Source organism: Candidatus Cloacimonadota bacterium (assembly GCA_021734245.1).
Classification (GTDB): domain Bacteria; phylum Cloacimonadota; class Cloacimonadia; order Cloacimonadales; family TCS61; genus B137-G9.
The window spans coordinates 100976-125815 of record JAIPJH010000001.1 but is presented as its reverse complement, the minus strand read 5'-3'; the positions used below and the strand labels follow the sequence as shown (position 1 = coordinate 125815).

Genomic DNA, 24840 nt, shown 5'->3' with positions numbered 1-24840 from the left:
ATTGGAGAATAGATGCAGGAATTAGTAGAACTGATGTTTCGTTCGGAAAGAACAGGATATTTCGTAAATAAAAAAAATCTTCTCATTGAACCCGATATGCAGGTTATCGCCAGGGTTGAAAGAGGAGAAGATATCGGTAGAGTGTTAAATTGTTCGGTAGAAGATGAAGAACTGCAGGAAAAACTGGAAAAGGGCGAGATCAACAAGATCACCAGAATAGCTACCGAAGAAGATTTTAAACAACTGGAAATCGTTAAACGTAAAGAACAGGAAGCCAAAGAGAAATTCCTGAAAATGGTGAAGAAATATCCCTTCGAGATGAAACTTCTGGAAACTTGTTATCAATTGGACGGCAATAAATTGACTTTCTTTTTCTCAGCCGATGGGCGTATAGATTTTAGAGATTTTGTAAGAGAACTGGCCACTGAATTCAAAACCAGGATCGAGCTTCATCAAACTTCCGGCAGGGAAGATGCCAGAAGGTACGGCGGTTTTGGTATTTGCGGAAAAACATATTGCTGCTGCACCTTCCTCAAAAAATTCAATCAAGTTACAATCCAGATGGCAAAAGACCAGAATCTTCTCAGCAATCTATCCAAGATTTCAGGACCATGTGGTAGATTGTTGTGTTGTTTGCATTACGAAGAAGATTTCTATTTAGCACAATCAGAAGGCTTTCCAAACTTGGAAGAGATGATCGAATATAAAGATAAAAAAATGTATGTTCTCAAGAACGATTATTATAACAACAAAATCAATCTCATTTCCGATGCTGATGAGCGGGAAACAATCACATTGGATGAATATAAGAAACTAAAGAATCAGCAGCGAAAGAATCGTTCAAAAAAATAATTTCAACAAGATGAAGACTCATGTACTGTCACTTTTACCTGGTGAATTAGAGGAGAACTTTCAGCAGAAATCAATTCCCAGGTTTCGTACAAAACAGCTGCTTAACTGGATCTATGAAAACCTTACTTGTGAATTACATGAAATGAAGAATCTGCCGAAAACATTAAAAAAGCAATTAACAGATCATTTTGATTTTTTTCTTCCTGAAATTGTAAAGCAGGAAACATCAACAGACGGAACCAGTAAATTTCTCTTTCAATTAGCAGATAATACTCACATTGAAATGGTTCATATTCCACATTTGGATAAAAATACATTTTGCATCTCATCTCAGGCTGGTTGTAGTAGAGGTTGTAAATTTTGTGCTACAGCAAGTTTAGGCCTTTCCAGGAATTTAGCTGTTGAAGAGATAGTTGCCCAAATATTCTTAGCAAAACAATTCCTAAAAGAAAACAGACTTACAAATATCGTCTTCATGGGTATGGGTGAACCTCTGGACAATTTGGAAAATGTATTAAAAGCAGTGAAAATTCTGCAGAATGATGCTTGTTTCAATTTCAGTCCTCGCCGCATCACGATCTCTACCTGTGGAGTTATTCCCGGTATTCGCAGATTAGCAGAAAGCGATTTGAAAGTGAAATTGGCGGTTTCATTGAATGCTGCTATCCAAACCAAACGTGAAGAACTGATGCCGGTTACAAAAATGTATTCACTTCCTGAACTGAAAAAAGCAATATTAGATTTTCGCAAGAAAACAGCTTATCGCATTACTTTTGAGTATGTTATGATCAAAGATTTCAATATGGGAAACGAAGATGTGAAAGCGATATACAAATTTTTAGGTGATATTACCTGCAAACTCAATTTAATTAAATGGAATGAAGTTCCACATTTTTCGTATAAATCACCTTCCGAAGATGAAATAGAAATATTTAGAAAAAAACTTGAAAAATTAAGTTCGGCTGTAACTTTTCGTAATAGTCGCGGAGCCGATATTTCCGCAGCTTGCGGTCAATTGGCAGGAAAGCAAAAGTTTTAGTCTGGGAGTTATTATGAGTAAATTTACAAAGGAACAATTAGCTGGTATGATAGATCACACGGAGCTGAAATCAAGTTCCGGAAAAGGTAAAATCAAGAACCTCTGTTATGAAGCAAAGATGTTTGGGTTCATCTCGGTATGTGTAAATCCGCATTATGTGAAATTTGCGCATGAACAATTAAAAGATTCTGATGTAATTGTCTGTTCAGTTATCGGTTTCCCATTGGGAATGAACACAACCGAGATCAAAGCTCTGGAAGCAAAGAAAGCTGTTTCCGAAGGTGCAAAGGAAATCGACATGGTCATAAATGTGGGAGCTTTGCGAGATAAAGACTATGATTTTGTTCTAGAAGATATCGGTCAGGTTGTGCAAGCCAGTGCACCTTCTCATGTAAAAGTTATTCTGGAAACATGTTATCTCACCGATGAAGAAATCGTGAAAGCCTGTCAGTTATGTGTGGAGGCTGGTGCTCATTTCGTAAAGACTTCCACCGGTTTTGGAGCATTTGGAGCATTTGAAAATAATGTGAAATTGATGCGAAAAACCGTGGGCCCGGATATAGGTGTGAAGGCTTCCGGTGGAATCTCCACGTTAAAAGATGCAATACGCATGATAGAAGTTGGAGCCAATCGTTTGGGAACCAGTGCTGGTGTAGCAATTATCGAAGCTGTATCGATGCTGAAATTTGCACCAGAAGCCTGGCTGGAACCAGAAATCCCCTGTCATATTTGTCCGGTGCGGTCAGCCAATCTCAGCAAGCTTCCCAAGGGTGTTTATGCCTATTATAAAAAGAAATGTTTAAATTGTCCACATCGTGATAAGTATAATAAGTTTTATGAATAGGAGGTCTGTAATGAAATCAAAGAATGTCTTTGGCTGGATGAATAAAATCAGCAAAATCGATCTGACCGATAATACTCAGGAAGAAATTAAAATAAATGAAGAAAATTTAAGAAAATACCTTGGTGGTAGAGGACTCGGTGTGAAATTGTATTCAGATTTGTGCTCTCCTGATACTGATCCTTTATCATCGGATAACGCATTTATATTCCTGACCGGACCTCTTACCGGATTGTTTCCAACAGCCGGACGCTACCAGATTATTTCACGTTCTCCTCAAACAGGAACTATTTTCGATACCAGTTCAGGTGGAGTTTTTGGTGAAAGGCTGAAGAAAACAGGTTTGGATGGGATTATCATCACAGGCAAAGCAAAAGAACCTGTTTATCTACTAATAACGAATGATAAAATAGAAATTAAAAAAGCTGATCATCTCTGGGGAAAAAACACGCAGCAAACTCGTGATATTTTACAGGAAGAATATTCTAAAAAAGCTTCTGTTGCCAGCATTGGGCCGGCTGGTGAGAATCAGGTGATCTTTGCTTCCATTATGAATGATAAAGATCGTGCAGCAGGACGTGGCGGCATGGGAGCAGTTATGGGTTCCAAAAATCTAAAGGCAATTGTTGCTTTGGGTACAAAAGAAATTCCTGTAGCAGATCCTGAAGGTTTGAAAGAAATACTTACGAAAATTGATCGTTTGATCGATAAAAATCCTGTTACTGGGAAATCACTTCCCTTACTGGGAACATCGGTTTTGGTTAATATCATCAATGCACATGGAATGTTTCCTACTGAAAATTTCCAGCGTGGAGTTTTCAACGATGCGGAAGGCATAAGTGGAGAAAAAATCACTGAAACACTTTTGCAGAAAAGAAGTGCTTGCTTCAAATGTCCTATGGCTTGTGGAAGAACTACCAAAACAGTAAATAAAGAAGGTGAGGGTCCCGAATATGAAACTGTGTGGGCTTTCGGAGCTCAATTGGGAATCAATGATCTGACAAAAATCACAGAAGCAAATTATCTTTGTAATGAACTTGGGCTGGATACGATCACAACTGGCAATACAATCGGCTGTGCGATGGAGCTTTATGAAAAAGGTGCATTTCCACATGAACTGAAATGGGGAGATGCTGATGTTCTGGAAAAACTGGTTGAAGATATTGCCTGTAAACGAGGAATTGGTGAAGATTTAGCACTTGGTTCTAAACGTTTGGCAGAAAAATACGGCCGTCCTGAACTGGCCATGCAGGTGAAAGGTTTGGAACTTCCTGCCTATGATCCGCGTGGTGCGCAGGGTCAGGCTTTGGCTTATGCCACATCCAATCGGGGTGGATGTCATATGAGAGCATATATGATTTCCAATGAAATCTTGGGTTCTCCAATGATACTGGATAGATATTCTTCTAAAGGAAAAGCCGAGATCGTAGCTTTATTGCAAGATGTTTCGGCTGTAGTGGACAGCCTGGTTCTTTGCCGTTTCATTCAGTTTGCCGTCAGCATTTCTACTTTAACCGAAATGGTTAATATTGTCACCGGTTTGGATTATACAGAGGAAGAACTTCTGGAAGCAGGTAAACGAATTTATACCTTAGAAAGAGATTTTAATGCTAAAGCAGGTTTTGACAGGAAAGATGATCTTCTGCCTTCCAGATTTATGGAAGAAGAACTTCAGGAAGGATCATCACGTCATCGAGTAGTTCAACTAAATAAAATGTTAAACGATTATTATCAAGTTCGCGGTTGGGATGAAAATGGAATTCCGACAAAAAAAGTGAAGGAGAAATTAGGAATATAAAATGTCGCACTGTAAGTACGGCATAAAATTGAGGAATTATGAAAGTAAATTTAGCAGGATTCAATTTAGATAAAAATTTAATCGATAAACTACCTGAAGATACGATTGCTACCCCAGAAACAATTTCCGCCGCCTACGCCCGCATCAGCCGCGATCCGCGTGATGTTCCGGAATTACGAAAAGAAGCAAGGGAACAGGTAAAAAAAGCCCGCCGTTCCAATCAAGCCATCGTGTTTGGCATGAGCCATCATTCCGTAGCAGAACATGCCTATTTCAATTTTGATATCTTGCAGATCTCTCGTCTGGCCTTGGAAGAACTGGAAGCAAGACGCATCGGAGCTGCCTACACCGAAAAATCTCAGCGCTACATAACTTTGAAAGGTGATTTTGTTGTTCCTGCCGAATTCAGCGAAAAAGATAAAAAGGAATTTGAGGAATTAGTTGGATTTCAAAATGGCTTCTATCTTCGTAATCTGGAAAAGCTGACAAAATTTCAATTCGAAAGTAATCCCGAACTTGCCAAAAAAGCTGCTGAAGCTGAAAAACGCGGTGTTTCCGAAAAAATGAATCGTGCAAAAAATACCTTGGAAGGCTGGGCAAAAGAAGATGCGCGATATGCATTAAGCTTAGCTACAGAAGCACAATTGGGAATGTCCTTCAATGCCAGAACCTTGGAACATGCAATTCGAACTTTGCGAAATTCGGAACTGGCAGAATGCCGAGAACTTGCAGCAAAACTATTTGATGCAACCAAAGATGTTGCTCCTTCACTCATCATTCTAACAGATCCTGATGAATTTAAGAAAACTTTTAAAACCGATCTTCAGGACGATCATTTCAAATTTACCAAAAAACATCTCAAAAAACTTGTTTCCGAAAAAATCGAAAAATATTATGGCGAGTTGCATGAAGGAATTCCAGAATTTATCGAAGCAGACCATGAAAAACTAATCATCGATAATAAAGTGGATCGAGATATTGCTGCTGCGATTATTCATCATAATTCCAAACTTACAATTGAAGATTCCTTTAGAATTGCCTGCTCGATCCTGCATGATGAAGAAACCGGAAAAGAGTTTTTTGCCAGCGTTATGAAACACCTTTGTGCTTTCGATCCGCTGCCGCGAGAATTTGAATTTACCGGAGAATTAAAATTTGAACTGGTAGTGAGTGCCAGTAATTTTGCTCAGCTAAAAAGACATCGATTGATGACCCTTCTGGCTCAAGATTACGATCCCAGTTTGGGAATTACAGTTCCACATTCTATAAAAGCTATCGGTGCTGAAAATGAATTGCTGGAAGTCTGCCGTAGGAGCGAAGAACTTTATTCTGAATTCCTGCCCAAATACGGAAAAGCTGCGGAATATTGTTTAACCAATTCACATCGCAGAAGAGTTCTGGCCGCTGCCAATCCGCGAGAACTCTATCATTTTTCACGACTGCGGGAAGATGAACATGCTCAGTGGGACATCAAAGAAACTGCCGGCAGAATGATGGAGCTGGCGAAGCAGGTTGCACCGCATTCATTTATTTTATCAGGTGGAAAGGATAAGTTTGAGAAGATAAGGAAGAAATAGCTCACGGATTTGCGCGGATAACACAGATTTGCAGTATATTTTCAAACTTGGGTTTAGCTGCGAGAAAAACGAATAATTTTATTTCGTCAATGCCACCTTAAACATCGAAAAATCTGCTAATTCAATTATCAACATTTTATTCAGCAATTGTGGTTTGTCAAAAATGTTATTAATAATCTCTTGAACAATGAGAGAACCGATAATTATAACAGTCTGTGGAACTATCGAAGTGGAAATGGGAATATGCGATCCGGGATAGATATGTCTTAGAGTTTGTGTCTTTCCGGGTTTGATCGTGATGATCTGACCGAAATCATTTTGCACTCCACCGTGAACCAGAAAATGATCAGGAGTCAGCAGCTTTTCCAATTCAAATCGAGAAGCGAAATTATCTAAACAATCGGCAATGCCGTCATAGTGAGAAAGAAGAATATTTTTTAAATCCATAATTGAATTTTGTAAAATCTCAATTTCCAGTTTTGGATTTATCGCTTGCAGTTTCTGTTTGGCAACTTGTACCTTTACTTTACCAATATGGGATTGATCAAACAGAATTTGACGATTCAGATTGGAAGCTTCTACAATTCCGTTGTCAACGAGAATCAATTTGCCGATTCCAGCTCTGGTCAAGCCTTCTGCAACCACGCAACCCAATCCTCCCACTCCCGCTATCAGGATAGAAGCATCTGCTATCTTCTGCTGGTTTTCTTCTCCCCAGAATTGGATGTTCTTTTGAAATATTTCCGGCATTAACCACCACCTCCGGGAGGAAAAATGCTTATCTCATCGCCATCACTCACGATTGAATCGAGATTGTCCAGATGCCAGATATTTCTGCCATTGATCAGGATCATGGTTCCATGAAGTATCTCTTTTTCTGATCCGAAGAGGAGATCGATAAATTTCTTCCCAATCTTTTTTTCTGTTTTTTGCAGCAGATCATAGATCGAAATGCTTTCTGCTTCGATATCAATCGCGTTAATTCCGAGCTGCAAACGGATCAAACTGTAGAATTTTATTTTGATCATGGAATTTGTTTATTACTTCATCAACGTCATTTTACGCACTTTGGTTTTGTTTCCGGCTTTCAGAAGATAGAAATACATTCCAGAAGCAACTTTCTGATTATTTCTGTTAGTACCATCCCAGTATTCGTAATAATATCCTGTAGTTTTAAATTCATTTACCAGCGTTTTTACATGCTGACCTTTCAGGTTGTAAATACTCACCTTCACATTACAAGCGTCAGGAATTTCGTATTCTATCTTAGTGAATGGATTGAAGGGATTAGGTGTGTTTTGCCGCAACTGAACTTCAAAGATCGGAGGTGGACAAGGACCAAAATAATGAAGAGAAACTGGAATATACAAGACCTGTCCGATCTGAGTTTCGATTTTCAGGTATGCTTCATAAATTCCAAACTCCAGATTTGCGGTAGAAAAGGTTATTTCAATATCTTCAGTTTCACCGGCAGGAATTGAACCCGTGAAATTATCAGCACTTAGCCATTCTACATATGCATCTACTATTTGGAATGCTTCCGAGATATTCAAAACATTGTGATCAGAATTTGACAATTTTATTTTGCAATAATTTGAAGGAGGTCCTGGAACTTCAAATTGATAACTACCTGAGTTCTGAACATTTTCTTCCAGAATTTGCCAACTGAAACCATTATCGAATGAAATGGAAATATCAATTGTTTCCATTCCACCCACATCCTGCCATAAAATGCTATCTATAGTAGAATAAGACATTACCGTGGTTTCATCTGGATACGTAATATTCAAAGCTGATATCTGAAAGAGACTATCGGAAAGATCAAAGAATTCATCATCTAAAGTGCTAATTTTTACTTTGCAATCTTCTGATAATGGTCCGTTAAAAGTATGCGGATAAAATTCTAAATTTGGTGCCATCGCATCTAACATTTCCCAGTCAATTCCGCCATTTCTGGAAAGCTCAATTTTTACACTGTCTGCCACGCCAAAATGATTCCAGCGGATCGTATCTTGAAGAGCCGGCAGAACAGTTTCTCCTCCATTTGGATAAGTGATCCAGAAGATCTCATCAGTTGTTGGATTTATCGAAATTGTTCCGCTGGCTTGATGTGGAGCACTTCCGCTGCCATCGCCATCGATCTGCCACTCAATTTCTAAAGGTGGAATCAGTTGTTCACTAATTATCAGATTAATAGTAAAGGGAATAACATTGGTTGGTGAAATGGAAGTTCCATCATAACCCCAGGTCAATTCAGCTCCATTACCTGTTTGTTCATTCCAGTTCAGATCACCAATATCTTGAGCTGAATTTATCGTGCAGCCTGCAGGAAAATCTAAAGTTACACCCACGATCGGTTCACCGTCCGGGCTGTTGTGCAAAAGATAAAACGGCATGTTTACAGATTGAAAGGGAATGTAATATCCGCTCAATTGCAGAATTTGATCGTTTTCTATATTCCGATTTAGATTTTGTTCTCTACCATTTCCCGGCCCGAAATGAGATAAGCTGAGAGAGTATTCCAGCGGCTCACTGCTTTCAGAATTATTTTGTAATGTAAGTGTTTGCAAAATAATGGTATCGACAAATGTTTCCACGATGAACTCTGAAGGTTCAACCGTCAGGTAAGGAACATCAGGTCCGTTTTTCATGGTGAACATTATGGCAGTTTCGTCTTGGATAGGATGAAAGGTCGCAGCTTCTATTCCGGCAAAAGAAAGTAAGAGTCCTTCTGTTTGTGCTTGATTCTCTATACCGATAGTGGCGTAATGATCCTGCTGATCTATGTTATGAATTTCTTTGTATTGAAAAATTATCGTGCTGTCGATGCCAAAATTGTCTTCATATTCAGGATTCATCAAAATTACCTGAAAAGTATTTTTCTGGTCAGGATCGTAGGAGTTTCCCCAATCTGACCATTCGATGATAAACTGATGATTTCCAGAATCATGAGCTACATAAATATTACCATCCTGCAGCGAATCCCAGAATGGAGCTATCATCGCATCGGGGCCAATGCCGGAAGGAATTGTGCGATTCCTGAAATAAATATGTTGTGTTCTTCCCATTGCCAGCCAGCCTTCCGAACAGATAGAGATTTCATCGTAAAACTGTCCATAATATCTGAATTGGAAAGGAAGTGATATAGTTTGAATGTAACCATCGATAATAGCATGATCAGCTCCTACCAATGTTCCATTTCCACCCAGTTCCGGATCGATCTCGATCCAATTATAATCGGGAGCATCAAAATTTCCTGCATCAGAAGATTCTACTGCGTAGTAACCCCAATCACAAAATGTAGGACTCGATTCGGAAATGATACCGATGGGAATTTCGAAGAATATCGTCTGCAAAGGAGAGGAAGTGTTGAAAATATTCAGTTGGAATTCTGCTGTTTCTCCGCTGATGATGCTGTTGTCAGCGAAAATGGTAAAGGCAGAAAAATTAGTCTCATTTTCTCCGATATCGATGCTGTTATAACCCGAACTCGCATCCTGGACTTCCACCACATCATTCAGGCAGATCAACTCAGTTTGAAAAGTAGAACTGTTTGCCTGGCCAGAATTATAAAGCGTCAGATTAAGATCAGTTTCTTCTTCCTGAATAATGAATCCAGAACTGTTTAATGCTTCGAATTGCACCATTGCCAGGTCTGGTGATTGGATTTCAACTGGGATCAAAGCCAGATTATCTCCCAAATTAGAAGTCATTTCCAGGATCAGATCAGATGTTTCACCATCCTGCCAGCTTTCTGAAATCTCAATTGAAAATGTACAATCATAAGTTTGATTAGCAGGAATTGAATAAACACTGATCGGATCGGTGATTATCGAAATATTATCGTCCTGTGAATTTAGCTCAATAGTCACATTATCAGCATCAGAATCTGCCATGTTCATAATTTGAAGATCAATATCTAATGTTTGTCCTGAAACGGTGTTTTCGCTAAAAGTAAAAGCGTTCATGGCCAACATATCGGATGCTTGAACATGAATATCAATCGTTTTGGGGATGAAGCCATATTTGGATGCTGTAAGCTGATAAGTTCCTTCCGAAACTGAAATGGGTAGATTCACATTTCCAGCAGCATCTGTATATCCTACTGCAACTAAACTATCAAGCGAAGTAAAAGCCACTTTAAATTCAGCAGGATCATCATTTGTGATAATATTGGCACTAACAAAATTGGAACCCAGAAAAACTTCTGATGCTTCCAACTCGATAGCTTTTGGAGTATCTGTCCACACTCGTAAACCAGGATCGCCCAGAAGATTATAAACATAAAAATAAAATTGATCAGAATCTTCTGCTCCGCCCATTTCATGACCAAAAGGAAAATTGTTGTAAAGCTCCATTTTGCCGCGCAACAGCATTTCACCGCAGCTGTTTATGCCTTCCTGCGTAATTCCCTGATAAATACCCAGTGCATTGGCATTGTTGAACCAGGTTTTAGTATCTCGTTCGCTGGGACCGATAAAACCGATTGCTCCCTGTGGAACAGAAGGTGTGCCGGCAAACATCCAGACTTCGCCAAAACAAGTGGCAGTTTCTCCGGCAGCAAAATCGCCACCACCGCAAGTCATGCTGGTTACCATCGGCAGCATAAAACCGTTGTTCAGATTCAAGACATTATTGTTCGCGAACATTTGTCCCATCGATCCGCCACTCCAATAGGTGGAATGTCCGGCACCGCGATAACAGATAAAGGAATGTCCATTATTGATTTCATTTTCCAGAAGTGTAGCACCAAACTGCCAGGGGGCAATAAATGTATCTACTTTTGTGTACTCAAAATTCAGCAATTTGTCTCGAATTGTCAGCAGAACTTCCCGTTGCGAAAAACCATTAGATTCATCGACGTAACCAGTCATCAAGGCACTTTTCATCCAGTCGTTTTCCAGGTAGGGATTTTTCTCATAATTTATTATTTTAGAAAGCATTGTAGTCAGCTGCATTTCATTTTGAAAAGACAGTCTGCCGATTAAAATATCGGGGAAATAATCGTCCCCTTCTAAAAGTGTAAAACTGTGATCGGTAACGCACCACGGATACAAATATCCCGGAATATAATAAGCAGGAAGATAGAAATTTCCGGTAACATCTCCGACCATCAGCACATATTCAGGCGGAGTTTCCCAGATATCGTAAGCTGTTTGCAGATAGTCTTTTATATCTGCTTCTGTAGTGCCAATCTCTTCAAAAACAGCCAGTCTGGTTTTAAATCCGAGTTTTTCTTTCCAACGCAGAAAAGGCTGCATTAGATCAGCGCAATTCTCCGGAGCAATTACCAGGTAATTTCCACCGGAAAGATCACGCGTAATTTCTTTTCCATGAATTTTATCATTTAAGGATGAAAATCCAGTTACATTTCTGGGAACTAAAATTGGATTTCTTGTATCGCTGTTGTCGATATTAAATTCAGCATCTAACTGAGAATAAAATCTAACTGAATTTCTAGCAGGATTATATTGAATGGGGAAGATGCTGATCTGACTGAACCGAGCACCTCGCATTATCGCTGGTTTACCGATCTGAATTATCTCATTTGGAAGCCATTCATCTTTGGTGAAATCCACATCAAAACTTGTTTGAAATGGAGATAGATTTTCTTCCAATATGATCTCTTCTACCACGTAATCAAGTTCTGTTATTGTATAATTTCCCGATGCAGAAAGATCAATTAATTGCGATGAAACAGGTAATTCAAATCCACTTAAAAAAGTTGGATTGCAATCCTCTAATTGAATTTCTGAATATTTCTCATTTTTATGAATTTTGAGATCAACGTTATTGAACGATGCGGATAACTTAAGATCGTTCTCGATACCAGTAAATCTAACTTCAGCGGATAATGCTAATCCAACAAATAAAAGGAGTAAAATAAATATTTTTTTCATCTAAACCCCGATATTATTTGAGAAGCAGGCATTTCTTGGAATCGATAATTTTGCCATTTACAGATAAGTTGTAAAAGTAAATGCCCGATGAAACAGTTTTGTTGTGCTGATCTGTTCCATTCCAAACTATTTGATGATTTGGTGATTGGTTGATTTGCAGATTTGTAAAAGATTTTACTTTTTGTCCTTTCAAATTGTAAATTGATAACTCAATTTGTTCGTTTTGTTCGATGCTAATATCAAATGAAATTGTTGTAGATGGATTGAAGGGATTCGGATAATTGTTTAGTTCTAATGATTCTGCCGAGATCAGTTCGTCATCATTTCCCACCAGAGGAGCGTTGCTGGTGGAAAAAAAGATTGCAGTTTCATCATCCAGAGTGTGGGAAGTTGGTGCATACATGTTGGCAAAAGTCATTTGAATTCCTTCGGTTTGATCATAATTCTCGATGCCAACAGTTGCATAATGGTCTTGCTGATCAACGTTTTGAATATCTTTGTACTGAAATTTTATATCACCGTCTCCGGAAGTTGTGGGATAGTGCAGCGGATCGTAAAGGATCAATTGGAATGTTTCAAAACCAAAATTGTACACATTTCGCATTTCGCTCCATTCTACCACAAAAATATTATCATCTTCGATATATTGATAATAAACATCTCCATAAGTAAGATCATCCCAGAAAGGTGCTATCATAGCTTGAGAACCAACTCCGGAAGGGATCATGCGATTGCGATGAAAGATCGTTTCGGATTCTCCCATACTTACATAACCATTTGAACAGATGGAAACTTTGTCGAAATAATCACCAAAATATCTAAATGTAAAAGGAAGGTCAACGATTGCGATCTCACCATCGTAGGTAGTATGAACAGGATTGATAACTGTTCCACTTCCACCATTGCCGGGATCGATCTCTATCCAATCATAAACAGGAGCTGTGAAATTGCCTGAATCCTGGCTTTCCAAGGCATAATAACTATAATCGCAGAAGGTTGGACTTTCTTCATTAATAATACCAATCGGAACCGAAATGATGAGTTCCTGAACTGTTTCATTTTCGAGGATGATGTTCATTTGAAATTTTGCCATTTCTCCACTCATCACATCTGCTACTTCTACCTGGAAAACATCTTGATTCCAGGCAGTTCCATTCATAGAAATTTGCGGATAACTGCTGGAACCGCTGATGATCGTGGCGTTGTTATTTAAACTGAAAAGCTCTACCTGGAACACTTCTGCCTGCATACTACCGCAATTTAAGAGCTCAATATAAAAATCGTTGGTTTGGTTCTGCATCAGGCATTCTTCCAGATTTGCTACATTCATTTCCGAAAAAGCCGTCATTGGAGATTTCTCGGAATTTTGTAATAGAAATTCTTGTGAACCAGATGAAGAGGTTAATTCAATTATGATGTTAAAAGGCTCTGTGTCGAGCCAGCTGCTGTCTAAACTGAATTGTGCATTCACGTTTTCAGTTCCACCAGCTGATATTTGAAAATTATAACCGGGATTATAAACTTCCACAAAATCATTTTCAGAAGAAAATTCTAAACTTACATCTTCCTGATTTGCTGTAGGATTTTCTATGCTGAAAGTAAAATCTACCAATTCACCTGCATTTGGATCATTACAGATAATATTTGTGACAGTAACAATGTCTTGTTGGACAATATTAAAACTACTCACTTCAGGAATAAAACCATATTTGGAAGCAGTTGTTTCATATGTTCCTTCCGGTAAACTTTCCAGAGGTATATTCACCGATCCAGTTTCATCTGAAAAACCTTTTGCCACCAGGCTATCTGCATTCGTAATAGCGATTGTAAAATCCGAGGATCCGAGCATCGGACTTGTGATGGTAACTGGAATAAAATTATCAAATGTATTTATTTCTGCAGGATGCTCAAATTCAATGTTCTGAGGCATTCTGGTCATTACTGAAAGTCCGGGATCTCCCAAGAGATTGTAGACGTAAAAATAGAATTGATCGGAATTTAATGAATTTCCCCAGGCGTGACTGAACGGATAATTGTTATACAATTCCATCTTTCCCCGCAGTAACATCTCGCCACCTCTGTAAAGGCCTTCGTGAGTAACTCCCTGGTAGATTCCCATATCATTGGCATTATTGAACCAGGTTTTGGTATCATGTTCGCTTGGTCCGATGAAACCTATCGCTCCTTTTGGGAAGGAAGGAGTTCCCGCAGTCAGCCAGGTTTCGCCAAACACAGAATTAATTCCCATATAAGCAAAGTTTCCTCCACCACAGGTGATGCTGGTTACAAATGGTAAAAGTGAGCCGTTATTTAACTGTATAACATCATTGATGCTGAACATTTGACCATTGGGACCAGCCCAGTATTCCGGTCCGCCGCAACCGCGATAATTCACAAATGAATAGCCTGTATTTATCATATTTCGCAGGTTTGATGAACCTGAATTCCAGGGAGCAATAAAAGTGTCCACGACTGTATATTCAAAATCGTAAAGTTTGTTGCGCACTTCCATCACGGTTTCACGGGGGGAGAAGAACTGCCAGTAATCGTCTTGCACATAACTGACCATGAGAGCTCGCGTCATCCAATCTGCGTCTATAAAAGGATTGAATTCGTAGTTTATAATCTTGGCAATTACTGTGTTGAGTTCAAATTCACTTTGCACGGATATCCTTCCGATAAGAACATCAGGAAAGTAATCTGTGCCCTCAAGAAGTGTGTAGGTATGATCTGTAACACAGGTTGGATGCAGGTAACCTTCTACGAAAAAGGCCGGAACAGAAATCGAGCCATTTACATCTCCGATAAGTAGAACATATTCTGGTGGATTTTCCCAGTTATCATAAGCATTTTGAATAAAATCTTTGATCTGATTTTCGTTGCTGCCGGTTTCGGAAAGCAGAGCCAAACGTGTTTTAAAACCGAGTTTCTCTTTGGCTCGTAATAGTGGTTGTATCGTGTCGGAAACATTATCCGGAGCTATTACCAGATAATTTGCAGATTCAGAAGTTCTGATGTTTTCTGTTCCCAGAATATTTTCTTCGGCAATTTTTTCGAAAGCAGGTGACGGTTTCTTTTTGGTAAGAGGATTTTTGGATATACTTCTATCCAGTTCCAATTCAAGTTCCAGGTCTTTTATAATCCTGATCTTATTTAGGGCAGGATTGTATTGAACTGCTGCCACTGATACCTGAGCAAAGCGATAAGAACGCATAATGTTCGGATCGCTGATTGTAACAAGGTTTTGAGGCAACCATTTGTTTTGCAGATAATAAGATTCCGAAATTGGAATTTCATCCTGCCAACCAACGCTTACTATTTTGTCTTCTAAATCTATTTCTTCAAATTTATATTTTACATTACTGATCTTGAAATTTCCAGTTTCGGGAAGTGAAATAAATTTGGAGTAAACAGGTAATTCTGCTTCTCCTAATTTACCGGTATTTATGCACTCATCCAATTGTAATGAACTTACTTTGTAATTCGTAGCTTGATGATGTTTGATGTTCGCTAATTCAAAATCTCCATTGATAAATACAGCAGAATTAGAATCTTGAAGCTGAATATCGATTGCAAGTAGTGATAAAGAAAAAGACAGCAGGAAAATCCAAATTATTTTTTTCATAGAATCCTCTCATACATTTATTTTATGCATTAATTGAATGCAAATAATATACCAAACAAAAAAAATTATTTATTGGCCAAGGAAATTCATTCGATTATTTTAGCAGCAGGCACTTTCTGGCTGCAATGGCTACTCCATCCACTTTTAACTGGTAGAAATAGATTCCGGAAGAAACGTGTTTGTTATTATTGTTTGTACCGTTCCAAGTTACCGAATAAGTGTTTGGATTACCAAAGGTTTCGATAAACTCAGCATGATTTCTGAAAGATTTAACTTTCTGGCCTCTTAGGTTATAAATATTCAATTCAGTATTTTCGCTAATTTCAGTGTTCAATGAAAATGAAATAGTTGTGCTGGGATTAAAGGGGTTAGGATAATTCTGATGCAACTTTGCTGTTTTTAAATCCGGAATCTGGTTTTCATTGTTTTGTACCAGTGGGTTGCTGTAATTTGTTTCTTCTCCGAAAACCTGAACTGAGGCAATTTCATAATCGGTTTTGATCTGTAAATAACGGTAATTATTCGGATTCCAGATCTCCATATTGGGATTGAAATTCTGCCAGGCAGTCCATTCAATAATTCCCACCTCATCGAACCAGGCATAAGCATCTCCATTATCTGGTGGTGCAAGCGAGGAATTTATATTCAGGAAGTTTGCTTCATCTTCCATATTTATATTCACAGAAAAATATTGCCAATCATTTGTTCCAAAAAGATTACCAATATTTTCAGTTGTTATCGGATCGCCACCATTTCGGTTTGCAAAGCTATGGAATTCCATTTTTGCTTCGGCTGCGTTATCGGTTTTTATATAACCATGTAATGAAACTTGAGAACCTGTCGGCCTTTTGATGCGATGCTCTAAATCAGTGATAACATGAATTCCCATGCTGGAATCTCTAAACAGGCAAAGTGATCTTTCACCGGAAAAATATTCATCTTCATCATACCATTCGTAATCACTGTTCACATTCCATTCTGTACTTCCTTCATCTTCGTAATTTCCATTCCAAATCAGTTCATTGCCAAATCTAACATCAAAACTACCGGCAGGCTGGATAGAATTCAGTTTGGAGAAATAACCATTTCCGGCTAGCTTGACGGGTTGTGAGATGAAGCATGTATCCTGATCTGTCAATATTGCACTTTCAGAGAATTCCAGAATTTGTGAATTCATCAGTAATGTATCGATGATAACTTCGGCTGTAATATTTTGCCGATCGATTTTCAGGTAGGTATTCAATTCCCGGGAGCGCATTGCCAGGTATTCCAAAATATTTTTTCCCAGATCTCCTTCTGCTCTTCTGGGAATGTAATTATCTATAAAAACAGGAGTTATCGAATATTCATCAAAGCCATTTTCATCGATTTTTGTGTTCAGGATCATGGATGGAAATGTTTCTGCATAACTGAGATCGAAAATGAAATTTCCCAAAGAATGAGCTATCAGTTTTCCGTTGTATATCTCTAAACCTTGAATTACATGCGGGTGATGACAGATTACAATATCTGCTCCTGAATCGATAAAATGATGACGGATGTCGATATCCCACATGTGAGGAATATCAGCTCTGGGAGAAAAATCTTCTTCTTCATTGAAATCCTTTTCATCCCAACCGGGAAACAGTTGGGCAAAATCATAATTTGCACCAGGAGCTGTGGAATATTCACTGCCGGAATGTGTGTTAACAACAATCAGGTCTGCAACATCCTGCACAGAATCTATTTGCTGAGAAACATAATATGGCGTCATGTAGGCAAAACCAGGTTTGTCGAATCCTGCCTGCAAATATGGCTGACAATTGTTATATTGCCCAGTTCTGTCGCTGCTGAACAGAAAAGCTATATTTACACCTGATCTATTTACAAAAGCTGGTTGATAAGCTTCGCAGGAGTTCATTCCTGCACCTGAATAAGGAATGCCAAGAGAATCAAGGTAGTTCGTTGTATCCAGCAGTCCATCATTCATATAATCCCAGATATGATTGTTGGCAAGTGTAACAACATCTGTGCCCATATGATCTAAAGCAGAAATATGATCAGGTTCGGCTTTAAAGACTATTGATTTGGTCGGATGGCTTGTATAAGCATTTGTAAAAGGGCATTCCAGGTTTATTGCCGTTATATCTGCTGCTCCTCCTAAAAATGGATAGGTGGGATCAATTATTGATTGCATTCCTTGATTATAAATAACTTGTTGCATATTACGAGCCAGCATAACATCGCCCACAAAATTCATCGTAAGTGGAAAGCTTGTATTGCCGGGATCAACCGTTACTTCACAGCTTCCAAAGCCACTTTTTTCTGTATCATCGATCACCTCCAACAAAACCGTGTAACTGTGATCATCTTCAACGAGATACGTATGTTCCGGTTCGGATAGATCTGAAGAGTTTCCATCACCAAAATGCCAGATAAAAGAGTGCTCATCGCTGTCTGGATCAATAACATCAGAATAAAATTGAATGGTTACATTTCGCAATCCATTTCTGTCTCTAAAATTCCTGATGATCGAAAACGAAACTTCCACTTCTGGTGGAATTGGAAGGTCGTCAGTAATATCCAGAACATTGTCATAATAAACGATTCCGCTGTTATCATCAGCATCATTAACGAAGATTATTTCTGTGATCGTTGGCAATTCTTCATACCAGGCAAACCAGTCATCTGCTACAGGTAATTGAAAAGAATACCAATTATCTTGCGGCTGACTTCCCTGATAAACCGGAACCCACTGTTCAATATCAAGTTCCTCAGTTCCAAAAAATGAATAGAAAAGCGTGTTATCTCCATCAGAAAGCCCGAAACCTTGAATATCAGGCTCATTATAACAAAATACATCGATCTGCCAGACTGAATTTTCGCTTAATGTTATGGGATCGAGATTTTCAACTTTCCAGGTATTTCCCCAGATTTTAAGAGAGTAATAAGAATACGGATTGGCTGTGTTTTCCGAGCTTATTTCATAGCTGTCTGGCTCAATATCTTCATCTTCGAAAGAAGAGAAATTAATATTTTGCTCTTCAAAAGATTCTATAATAAAACTGCGTTGCGAGGCTGATAGGTAGCCTGTAAAATTTGTAAAAATAAATATTGCAAAAATCTTAAAAAATCTGTCTAAATTCATAATCCTTCCTTCTTATGCGAAAGATGAATTAGACAGTTTGAATGACAAGTATAATTTTACTTAAATATAAAATTCTTATAGTTAAAGTTGCTAATTAGAAAGATTGACAGAAAACTGCATTGATAAAAGATAAACCCAAATGTTTAAATTAATTAAATTTTTTATAAAAAAATATATTTTGTCAAATCGACGCGAATGGCTGCGATTTGATTCCATTTTTATGGTGATAGGTATTATCATATCTGTTGCCACACTCACCATTGCTTTAGCTATCTTTGAAGGTTATGAGAATGTTTTGAAGGACACAATCCTGGGTGCAAATTCACATGTTTATGTGTTTCTGGCTTCGGAAGGTAATTTGAACAGTGATAATTTGCAGGAACTTAAAGATATACTTGATGAGCAAGAGGAAGTTGCCAGTTATTCGCCCATCATCATGACTCAGGCGATGGCTTCTGCAAATGGCAGGATCGAAGGTTCGGTAGTACGTGGTATAGCTTGGCAGAAAGAGGAATTGCCTACTTCCTACAAAGAAAAGGTTTTTGCTGGAAACTATGAACTGAAAGGTGAGAATTCCGCTGTGATCGGTTTTAAACTGGCAAAAGAATTAAACTTGGAAATTGGTGATGAATTTGAGCTGATCAGTCCGATAAATTCTTCCTACACACCAATGGGAATGAAATCACAAAAAGAGACTTTTAAGATCGTTGGCTTGTACAAATCGGGAATGCACGAATATGATACAAAATACATTTTCCTCGATTTTGATGTAGCTGCCGAATTTGCTTCGATGCAGGATGAATTTACAATGATGGAGATCAAGCTGACACCTGATGACATCGAACGAGCTGATTACCTGGCCTATAAATGGCGTTTGATGCTGGATTATAAATATCAGATAACTTCCTGGATCCATTTTAACGGGAATCTTTTTTCACTTCTAAAACTGGAAAAATGGGTGATCTACATTATTCTCAGCTTTCTTATCCTGATCGCTTCCTTCAATGTGGTTAGTACGGTTTCCACATCGATAATTGAGAAGAAAAGAGAATTGGGAATATTGAAAGCTTATGGAGCATCAGATAGCCTTCTGCAAAAAATCTTTGTAGGAAGGACATTATTTATTGCAATAATTGCAGTAACTTTGGGTCAGATAACCGGATTTGTTATTTCCAAAATATTAAGCTGGCAATCTTTCTTCTTGCTGAAAGGCGATGTATATTTTCTGGAAAAGATCAATGTCAGTTTTGATCCTATAAGCTGGATAATGATTTTGGGAACATCGATGATCATAATAACTTTGACATCCTTTTTCCCACTCAGAAAGATTTCGAAAATGGAAATTACAGATATTTTGAGAAGCAGAAATTAATTGGAGAATAGATGAATTTACTAAAAGCAGAAAAGATCGTAAAAAGTTATCAGGAATCTGAGGGTAAACTGGTAGTTCTGGATGAAGTAGATCTGGAAGTGAATAAAGGTGAAATGTCTTCAATAACAGGCGAATCCGGCAGTGGCAAAAGTACACTTCTCCACCTCTTGGGAATGTTGGACAGCCCGGATTCTGGTGAAATATATTACTTTGAAAAATTGATGAAAGTTAATGCCAAAAATATTAACGAATTCAGAAACCAGAAGATCGGTTTTGTTTTCCAGTTTCATTATCTGCTGGAAGACTTTACAGCCGAAGAAAATGTGGCCATGCCCATGTTTTTGGCAACAAAGAATTTTGGCAAAAGTTTAAAAAAATCTCGTGAAATCTTAAAGCAGTTATCTCTTTATGACAGAAGAGATCATTATCCCAATCAATTGAGCGGGGGAGAGCAGCAAAGAGTTGCAGTAGCCAGAGCTCTCATCAATCAGCCCGAAATAGTTTTTGCTGATGAACCAACCGGAAATCTGGATGCAAATCATAGCGAAGAGCTTATCAATCTTCTTATCGATATGAACAAAAGGTTTGAGCAGACATTTGTCTTAGCTACGCACAATCAGGAAATTGCGGCAAAAATGCAAAATCATTATCACTTACAAAATGGAAAAATGATCGACTATTCACAAAAATAAATTATGCGAAAGAAAAAGTGGCTTCTAACAATTGTATTGATCGTTTTTATGATCAATATCACTTTTTTCATTCTGGTCAGATCTTCCTATCTGAACAATACAGTTCAGAAAAAAATATCTGCTTATCTGGAAGAGAACATGAAGGCAAAAGTGAATTTTGGGAGCTTCACTTTTAATGATAAACAACTAAAAATTACAGACTTGGAGCTTTTTTCTGATGATCAATTTTCACTGTATATCGATCAGATTTATATAGAATATAATTTGCCGCAACTGCTAATCTCAAGATTTAAAAGTCTTCATTCAATAAAATCGATAAAGATCTTTGAACCCGAACTGGAACTGAATTTAGCTCCATCAAACAAGGAATCTGATACTGAATTTATAATTCCCGATATTGTTAAATATTTTAAGAGATTACAGATTTTTGATGGTAAAGTTAATTTGGAATATAAAAGCAAAGATCTTGTTTTAAAAAAGCATATCGAAAAACTTGATTTAAGAATTATTAACACAAAAAAATCTAAAATTGAAATATCAGCAGTAGGAACCTTGAACGATTCGATTTGGTCTTCCGCAATTCTCTCTAAAGGTGAAGTTTCCAAACTAAATATCGACCTTTATGATTTCGCCCTGGATTCATTATATTTATCTCAGGTGGAAGCATTTCAAACCAAGCTTGATCTGGATTTGAACTATGTTCCAGACAGCTTAAATTTTTCCGGCAGGATGCAGGATATTTATGCCGGTTACTCGCAAAAAGAACTTGAAGCCAAACAAATACAATTCTCTGGAAATGAAGAAGATATAGATCTAAGTTTCACCGATCTCAGGATCGATCAGATCAATATTTTTGCGGAAGCATCAATTGCAAATTACAATCAGGATTATCGTTCGATTGCAGCAGAAGTCAGCTCTTATGGAATTCCCTTATCTCGCTACTTACCTCAAATTCAGGGTGCTGTGGATATGAATGCAACAATAGTGGGGCAGATAACTAATCCATCAGTAGATTTGGAAGCGTCTTCAAGCCAAATATCAATCTCGGGTCAAGTTCTTCAGGATATTCAATTTTCTGCAGGTTATAAAAATAATAAATTGAAATGGAAGTTACTGAACAGTACATGGCAGGATAACCTGTTGATCGGTGATGGAGAATACATTATAGGCAAAGACCTGGTTTTTGATTTGAGAGCTCCCAGGTTTTTATACCAAATGGGCAGCAATTCTTTTCAATGTGATCTCACCGGAAAAATTGAATATACTGATTTTCTGCATGTGAATTTGAATACTGATAATTTGATGATCAAAGCCGGTGAACTGGAATTCCCGAACTGTACTTTAAATGCAGAACTACTCGATCAGAAATTTAATGCGAATTTGAAAAATGATGAAGAAAATATAATTGTAAATGCTTATGGAAAATTGGATACACTGGATTTGAAGGCTGATGTTCGATTTAAACGAATTGAGTTAAGCGATTATTTTTCCAGTTTATCACTACCAATTATTTCGGGAACTTCAGAAGTATCATACAAAAATGATATTGCAAATTTAAGCTCTATGCTCAGCGCTTATGATCGTGATTTTGGTAAATTGAGTGGGCGTGTTTCGAGCGTTGCAAAAATAGATTTTGAAAACCAGAGATCAGAATTAAAATTGAAAACATTTAATGCCAAATATAACTATGAGCCATTCAGTATGAATTTGCAGGCGGCTGGTAGCCTGGATAGTTTGAACGTTGCAAGCTTCAATATTAACAATGAAGTTTTTGCTGAAGCCTGGTTCAAGATAAAACCAGAATTTTTGTATGATTTCAAAGTTTCAGGAGAACAAATAAAACTTCGGGAAATTGCAAAGTATTTTATGAACTATGCTGTTTACGATGAACTTTCGGGAGAGACAACTTTTGAGATTAAGGCAAACAACATACAATCTGGAGATATTGATGGCAGAGTGGAAATAAATGATTTTGCTTTGGGCCAAATGCAGCGATTCAATGGTTTTGTGAATTTGAGTGGAAATTCAACTGAGCTTCAGATGACAAATAGTTATTTATGCTGTGAAACGGAAAAATTTCTGGATATTACAAGCACAATCAAACTGAAGCCCGAATTACAAGTGGAAATGAATGGAAAATTCGATGATGTGATCCTGGACAGTCTTTTTACCGTTAATACAGTTTCAGGAAAATTGGACGGTTCTTTCCAATACAAACTGAATAATGGAAGACAGAGATTTGATGCTAATCTCTCTGGATTTGACTTGCAGAAAAAGGACTTCAAAATTGATTCACTAAAATTATCTGTTTCACAACTTGATGAACTGCTTATGATAAATAATTTGCAGGCAAAAACAAAAGGAAAATTCATTTTCCAAAGTAACGGAGCAATAGGCTATAACCTTTTCAACAGCATGATATTTCCCGATTCAAATACTGTAAATATAAGCTTTGAAGGCGATCTGCTTGATTTACTTGATTCCAATTCTTCCGATCTGCGATCTGGAAGTTCAGAATGCACTTTTTCGCTGGATTTTGGAATGTTGGAAAGCGGTATTTTCTTGAAAGACGGTAATTTTGAAATAAAAAAGGGAACTATTCAGATCAAAAATCAACCTGCTCCCATAGAAAAACTTTCAGTTGAAATGAAGGTAGATGATAATAAATTGTCTATCGATAAATTCAAATTTGAAATGGGAGAGGGAAAAGCATACATTTCCAATGAAATAACTAATTCGGGAGATGATTTTCGGTTAGGAACTTTGAATTTGGGGCGACTGCTGGTTCGCACGAATAATACAGGATTGCAGATCTACATTCCTGGTTACAATCCAAAAAATTCTTACATAAATGTAATAGTGACCGGAAGGAATACTGATTATCTGGAAGTAAACGGCCCTTTTGATGATCTGATAATCTATGGTGATCTCATCTTTTTCAATGGTGATCTGGTCTATCCACCTAACACCGAAAACCTTTTGAAATTATTCAATAGAGTTACCGCCGAAAGGAAAACTTCTGATGAACCGACAGTGCTTCCTCTGCGTTTGGATCTGAAATTGAAATTGGGAGAAAATGTTCGTTATGTAACTTATCCCATCGATGTAAAACTGAAACAGGATGGTTATATTCATTTGCGTTATCTGGAAGAAAAATTTCAACCGGCAGATGGTCTTTTTGTAGCTGATGAAGGTTCGATCGATATGTTCGGAACCAACCTGACGCTCGATTTTCTGCAAGTAGAATTGAATCAATTCCGCAAAGGTGCCAGCATCAATGGTACTTTCTTCAAAAGAACATCAGATGGAACTATGATAACTTTGGAACTTTTCAATGATGATACAGGAACAAGTAATCTGGGAAATCTGCGTTTTGAATTGAACAGTGATAATCCTGGTGACATGATTACAGATATTTTAGCAAAACTCCGTTATAACAGATCGATGGATGAAATTTCTCCAGCTCAACGCCAAACACTGCTTCAGGATGAAGTTATACAAATTGCCGGACTTGGCTTGGAAAGCGCTGTTCTTGATCCGCTGATATCTCCGGTGGAAAATTCGATCAGAAAACTTCTTAGATTGGACTATTTTCATCTGCAGACCGACCTGATCCAAAACCTTTTTGCCACCTATTCTTCGGAACAGAAATCGGAACTTACCTACAGCGAAGAACAAACAGAAGTAGATAGATTCACTTCGGAATTATTTCTAAATAACCTTAGTGTGAGTGCAGGAAAATATTTAGCCAGGAAACTGTTTTTCGATTATGAAATTCGTTTTCAGAAAGAGGATGATATTGCAGCGGAAGAATATATTGGAGTATTCCAGGATTTTACACTGCGCTACGATTTACCCTGGAAATTGAGATTATCATATAGGTTCAGTCTGCTGCCTTTTGATGAAGAAAACGAGCATCAAATAGGAATTGAAAGATCGTTTAGATTTTAGTTTAATCGAAAGAATTCTTCGCTGTTCTGCATCTGGGTTTTCCAAATTTTCTTTATTTACAAAAAT

General features: G+C 37.8%; 13 protein-coding genes. 8 read left to right on the top strand and 5 right to left on the bottom strand.

The genetic code is table 11. From position 1 onward, the window contains the following. The first annotated feature begins 12 nt into the window (after positions 1-12). From K9N40_00470 to K9N40_00450, 5 genes are read left to right on the top strand one after another with little or no spacing between them, the layout of a single operon-like run. Positions 13-852, top strand: a complete 840-nt coding sequence (locus tag K9N40_00470; GenBank protein MCF7812935.1) for a Tpl protein — start codon at positions 13-15, stop codon at positions 850-852. A 10-nt stretch (positions 853-862) separates the two neighbouring features. After that, positions 863-1891 (top strand): 23S rRNA (adenine(2503)-C(2))-methyltransferase RlmN, encoded by a 1029-nt coding sequence (rlmN, locus tag K9N40_00465; GenBank protein ID MCF7812934.1) that lies wholly within the window; start codon positions 863-865, stop codon positions 1889-1891. A gap of 13 nt (positions 1892-1904) precedes the next feature. Beyond that, the gene (deoC, locus tag K9N40_00460; protein MCF7812933.1) at positions 1905-2735 is read left to right on the top strand and encodes a deoxyribose-phosphate aldolase; all 831 of its coding nucleotides are present in this window, start codon (positions 1905-1907) and stop codon (positions 2733-2735) included. A gap of 10 nt (positions 2736-2745) precedes the next feature. Next, positions 2746-4530, top strand: coding sequence for an aldehyde ferredoxin oxidoreductase family protein (locus tag K9N40_00455; protein MCF7812932.1), 1785 nt, complete (start codon positions 2746-2748; stop codon positions 4528-4530). Positions 4531-4568: 38 nt separating this feature from the next. After that, positions 4569-6107, top strand: a complete 1539-nt coding sequence (locus K9N40_00450; GenBank protein MCF7812931.1) for an FAD-dependent thymidylate synthase — start codon at positions 4569-4571, stop codon at positions 6105-6107. 78 nt (positions 6108-6185) lie between these two features. Here K9N40_00450 and K9N40_00445 read toward each other — a convergent pair whose 3' ends face one another. The 5 genes from K9N40_00445 to K9N40_00425 all read right to left on the bottom strand — a co-directional run bounded on the left by K9N40_00445 (position 6186) and on the right by K9N40_00425 (position 18759). Next, complete coding sequence (locus tag K9N40_00445; protein ID MCF7812930.1) at positions 6186-6857, bottom strand: HesA/MoeB/ThiF family protein; 672 nt, start codon at positions 6855-6857, stop codon at positions 6186-6188. Next, on the bottom strand, positions 6857-7135 hold the full coding sequence (locus tag K9N40_00440) for a MoaD family protein (GenBank protein MCF7812929.1): 279 nt from the start codon (positions 7133-7135) through the stop codon (positions 6857-6859). Before K9N40_00440 ends, K9N40_00445 begins: the two co-directional genes overlap by 1 nt. A gap of 12 nt (positions 7136-7147) precedes the next feature. Next, a complete protein-coding gene (locus K9N40_00435; protein MCF7812928.1) occupies positions 7148-12007 on the bottom strand; it encodes a T9SS type A sorting domain-containing protein in 4860 nt (1619 codons plus the stop codon). Positions 12008-12020: 13 nt separating this feature from the next. Beyond that, positions 12021-15632 (bottom strand): T9SS type A sorting domain-containing protein, encoded by a 3612-nt coding sequence (locus K9N40_00430; protein ID MCF7812927.1) that lies wholly within the window; start codon positions 15630-15632, stop codon positions 12021-12023. Between the two features lie 94 nt (positions 15633-15726). Then, positions 15727-18759, bottom strand: a complete 3033-nt coding sequence (locus K9N40_00425; GenBank protein ID MCF7812926.1) for a CapA family protein — start codon at positions 18757-18759, stop codon at positions 15727-15729. A gap of 139 nt (positions 18760-18898) precedes the next feature. Between K9N40_00425 and K9N40_00420 the strand changes: the two genes are divergently transcribed. The 3 genes from K9N40_00420 to K9N40_00410 are packed head-to-tail and all read left to right on the top strand — an operon-like array spanning position 18899 to position 24774. Continuing rightward, positions 18899-20131, top strand: a complete 1233-nt coding sequence (locus tag K9N40_00420) for an ABC transporter permease (protein MCF7812925.1) — start codon at positions 18899-18901, stop codon at positions 20129-20131. 11 nt (positions 20132-20142) lie between these two features. Beyond that, the gene (locus K9N40_00415; protein MCF7812924.1) at positions 20143-20823 is read left to right on the top strand and encodes an ABC transporter ATP-binding protein; all 681 of its coding nucleotides are present in this window, start codon (positions 20143-20145) and stop codon (positions 20821-20823) included. A 3-nt stretch (positions 20824-20826) separates the two neighbouring features. Then, positions 20827-24774, top strand: coding sequence for a hypothetical protein (locus tag K9N40_00410; GenBank protein ID MCF7812923.1), 3948 nt, complete (start codon positions 20827-20829; stop codon positions 24772-24774). Positions 24775-24840: the final 66 nt, after the last annotated feature.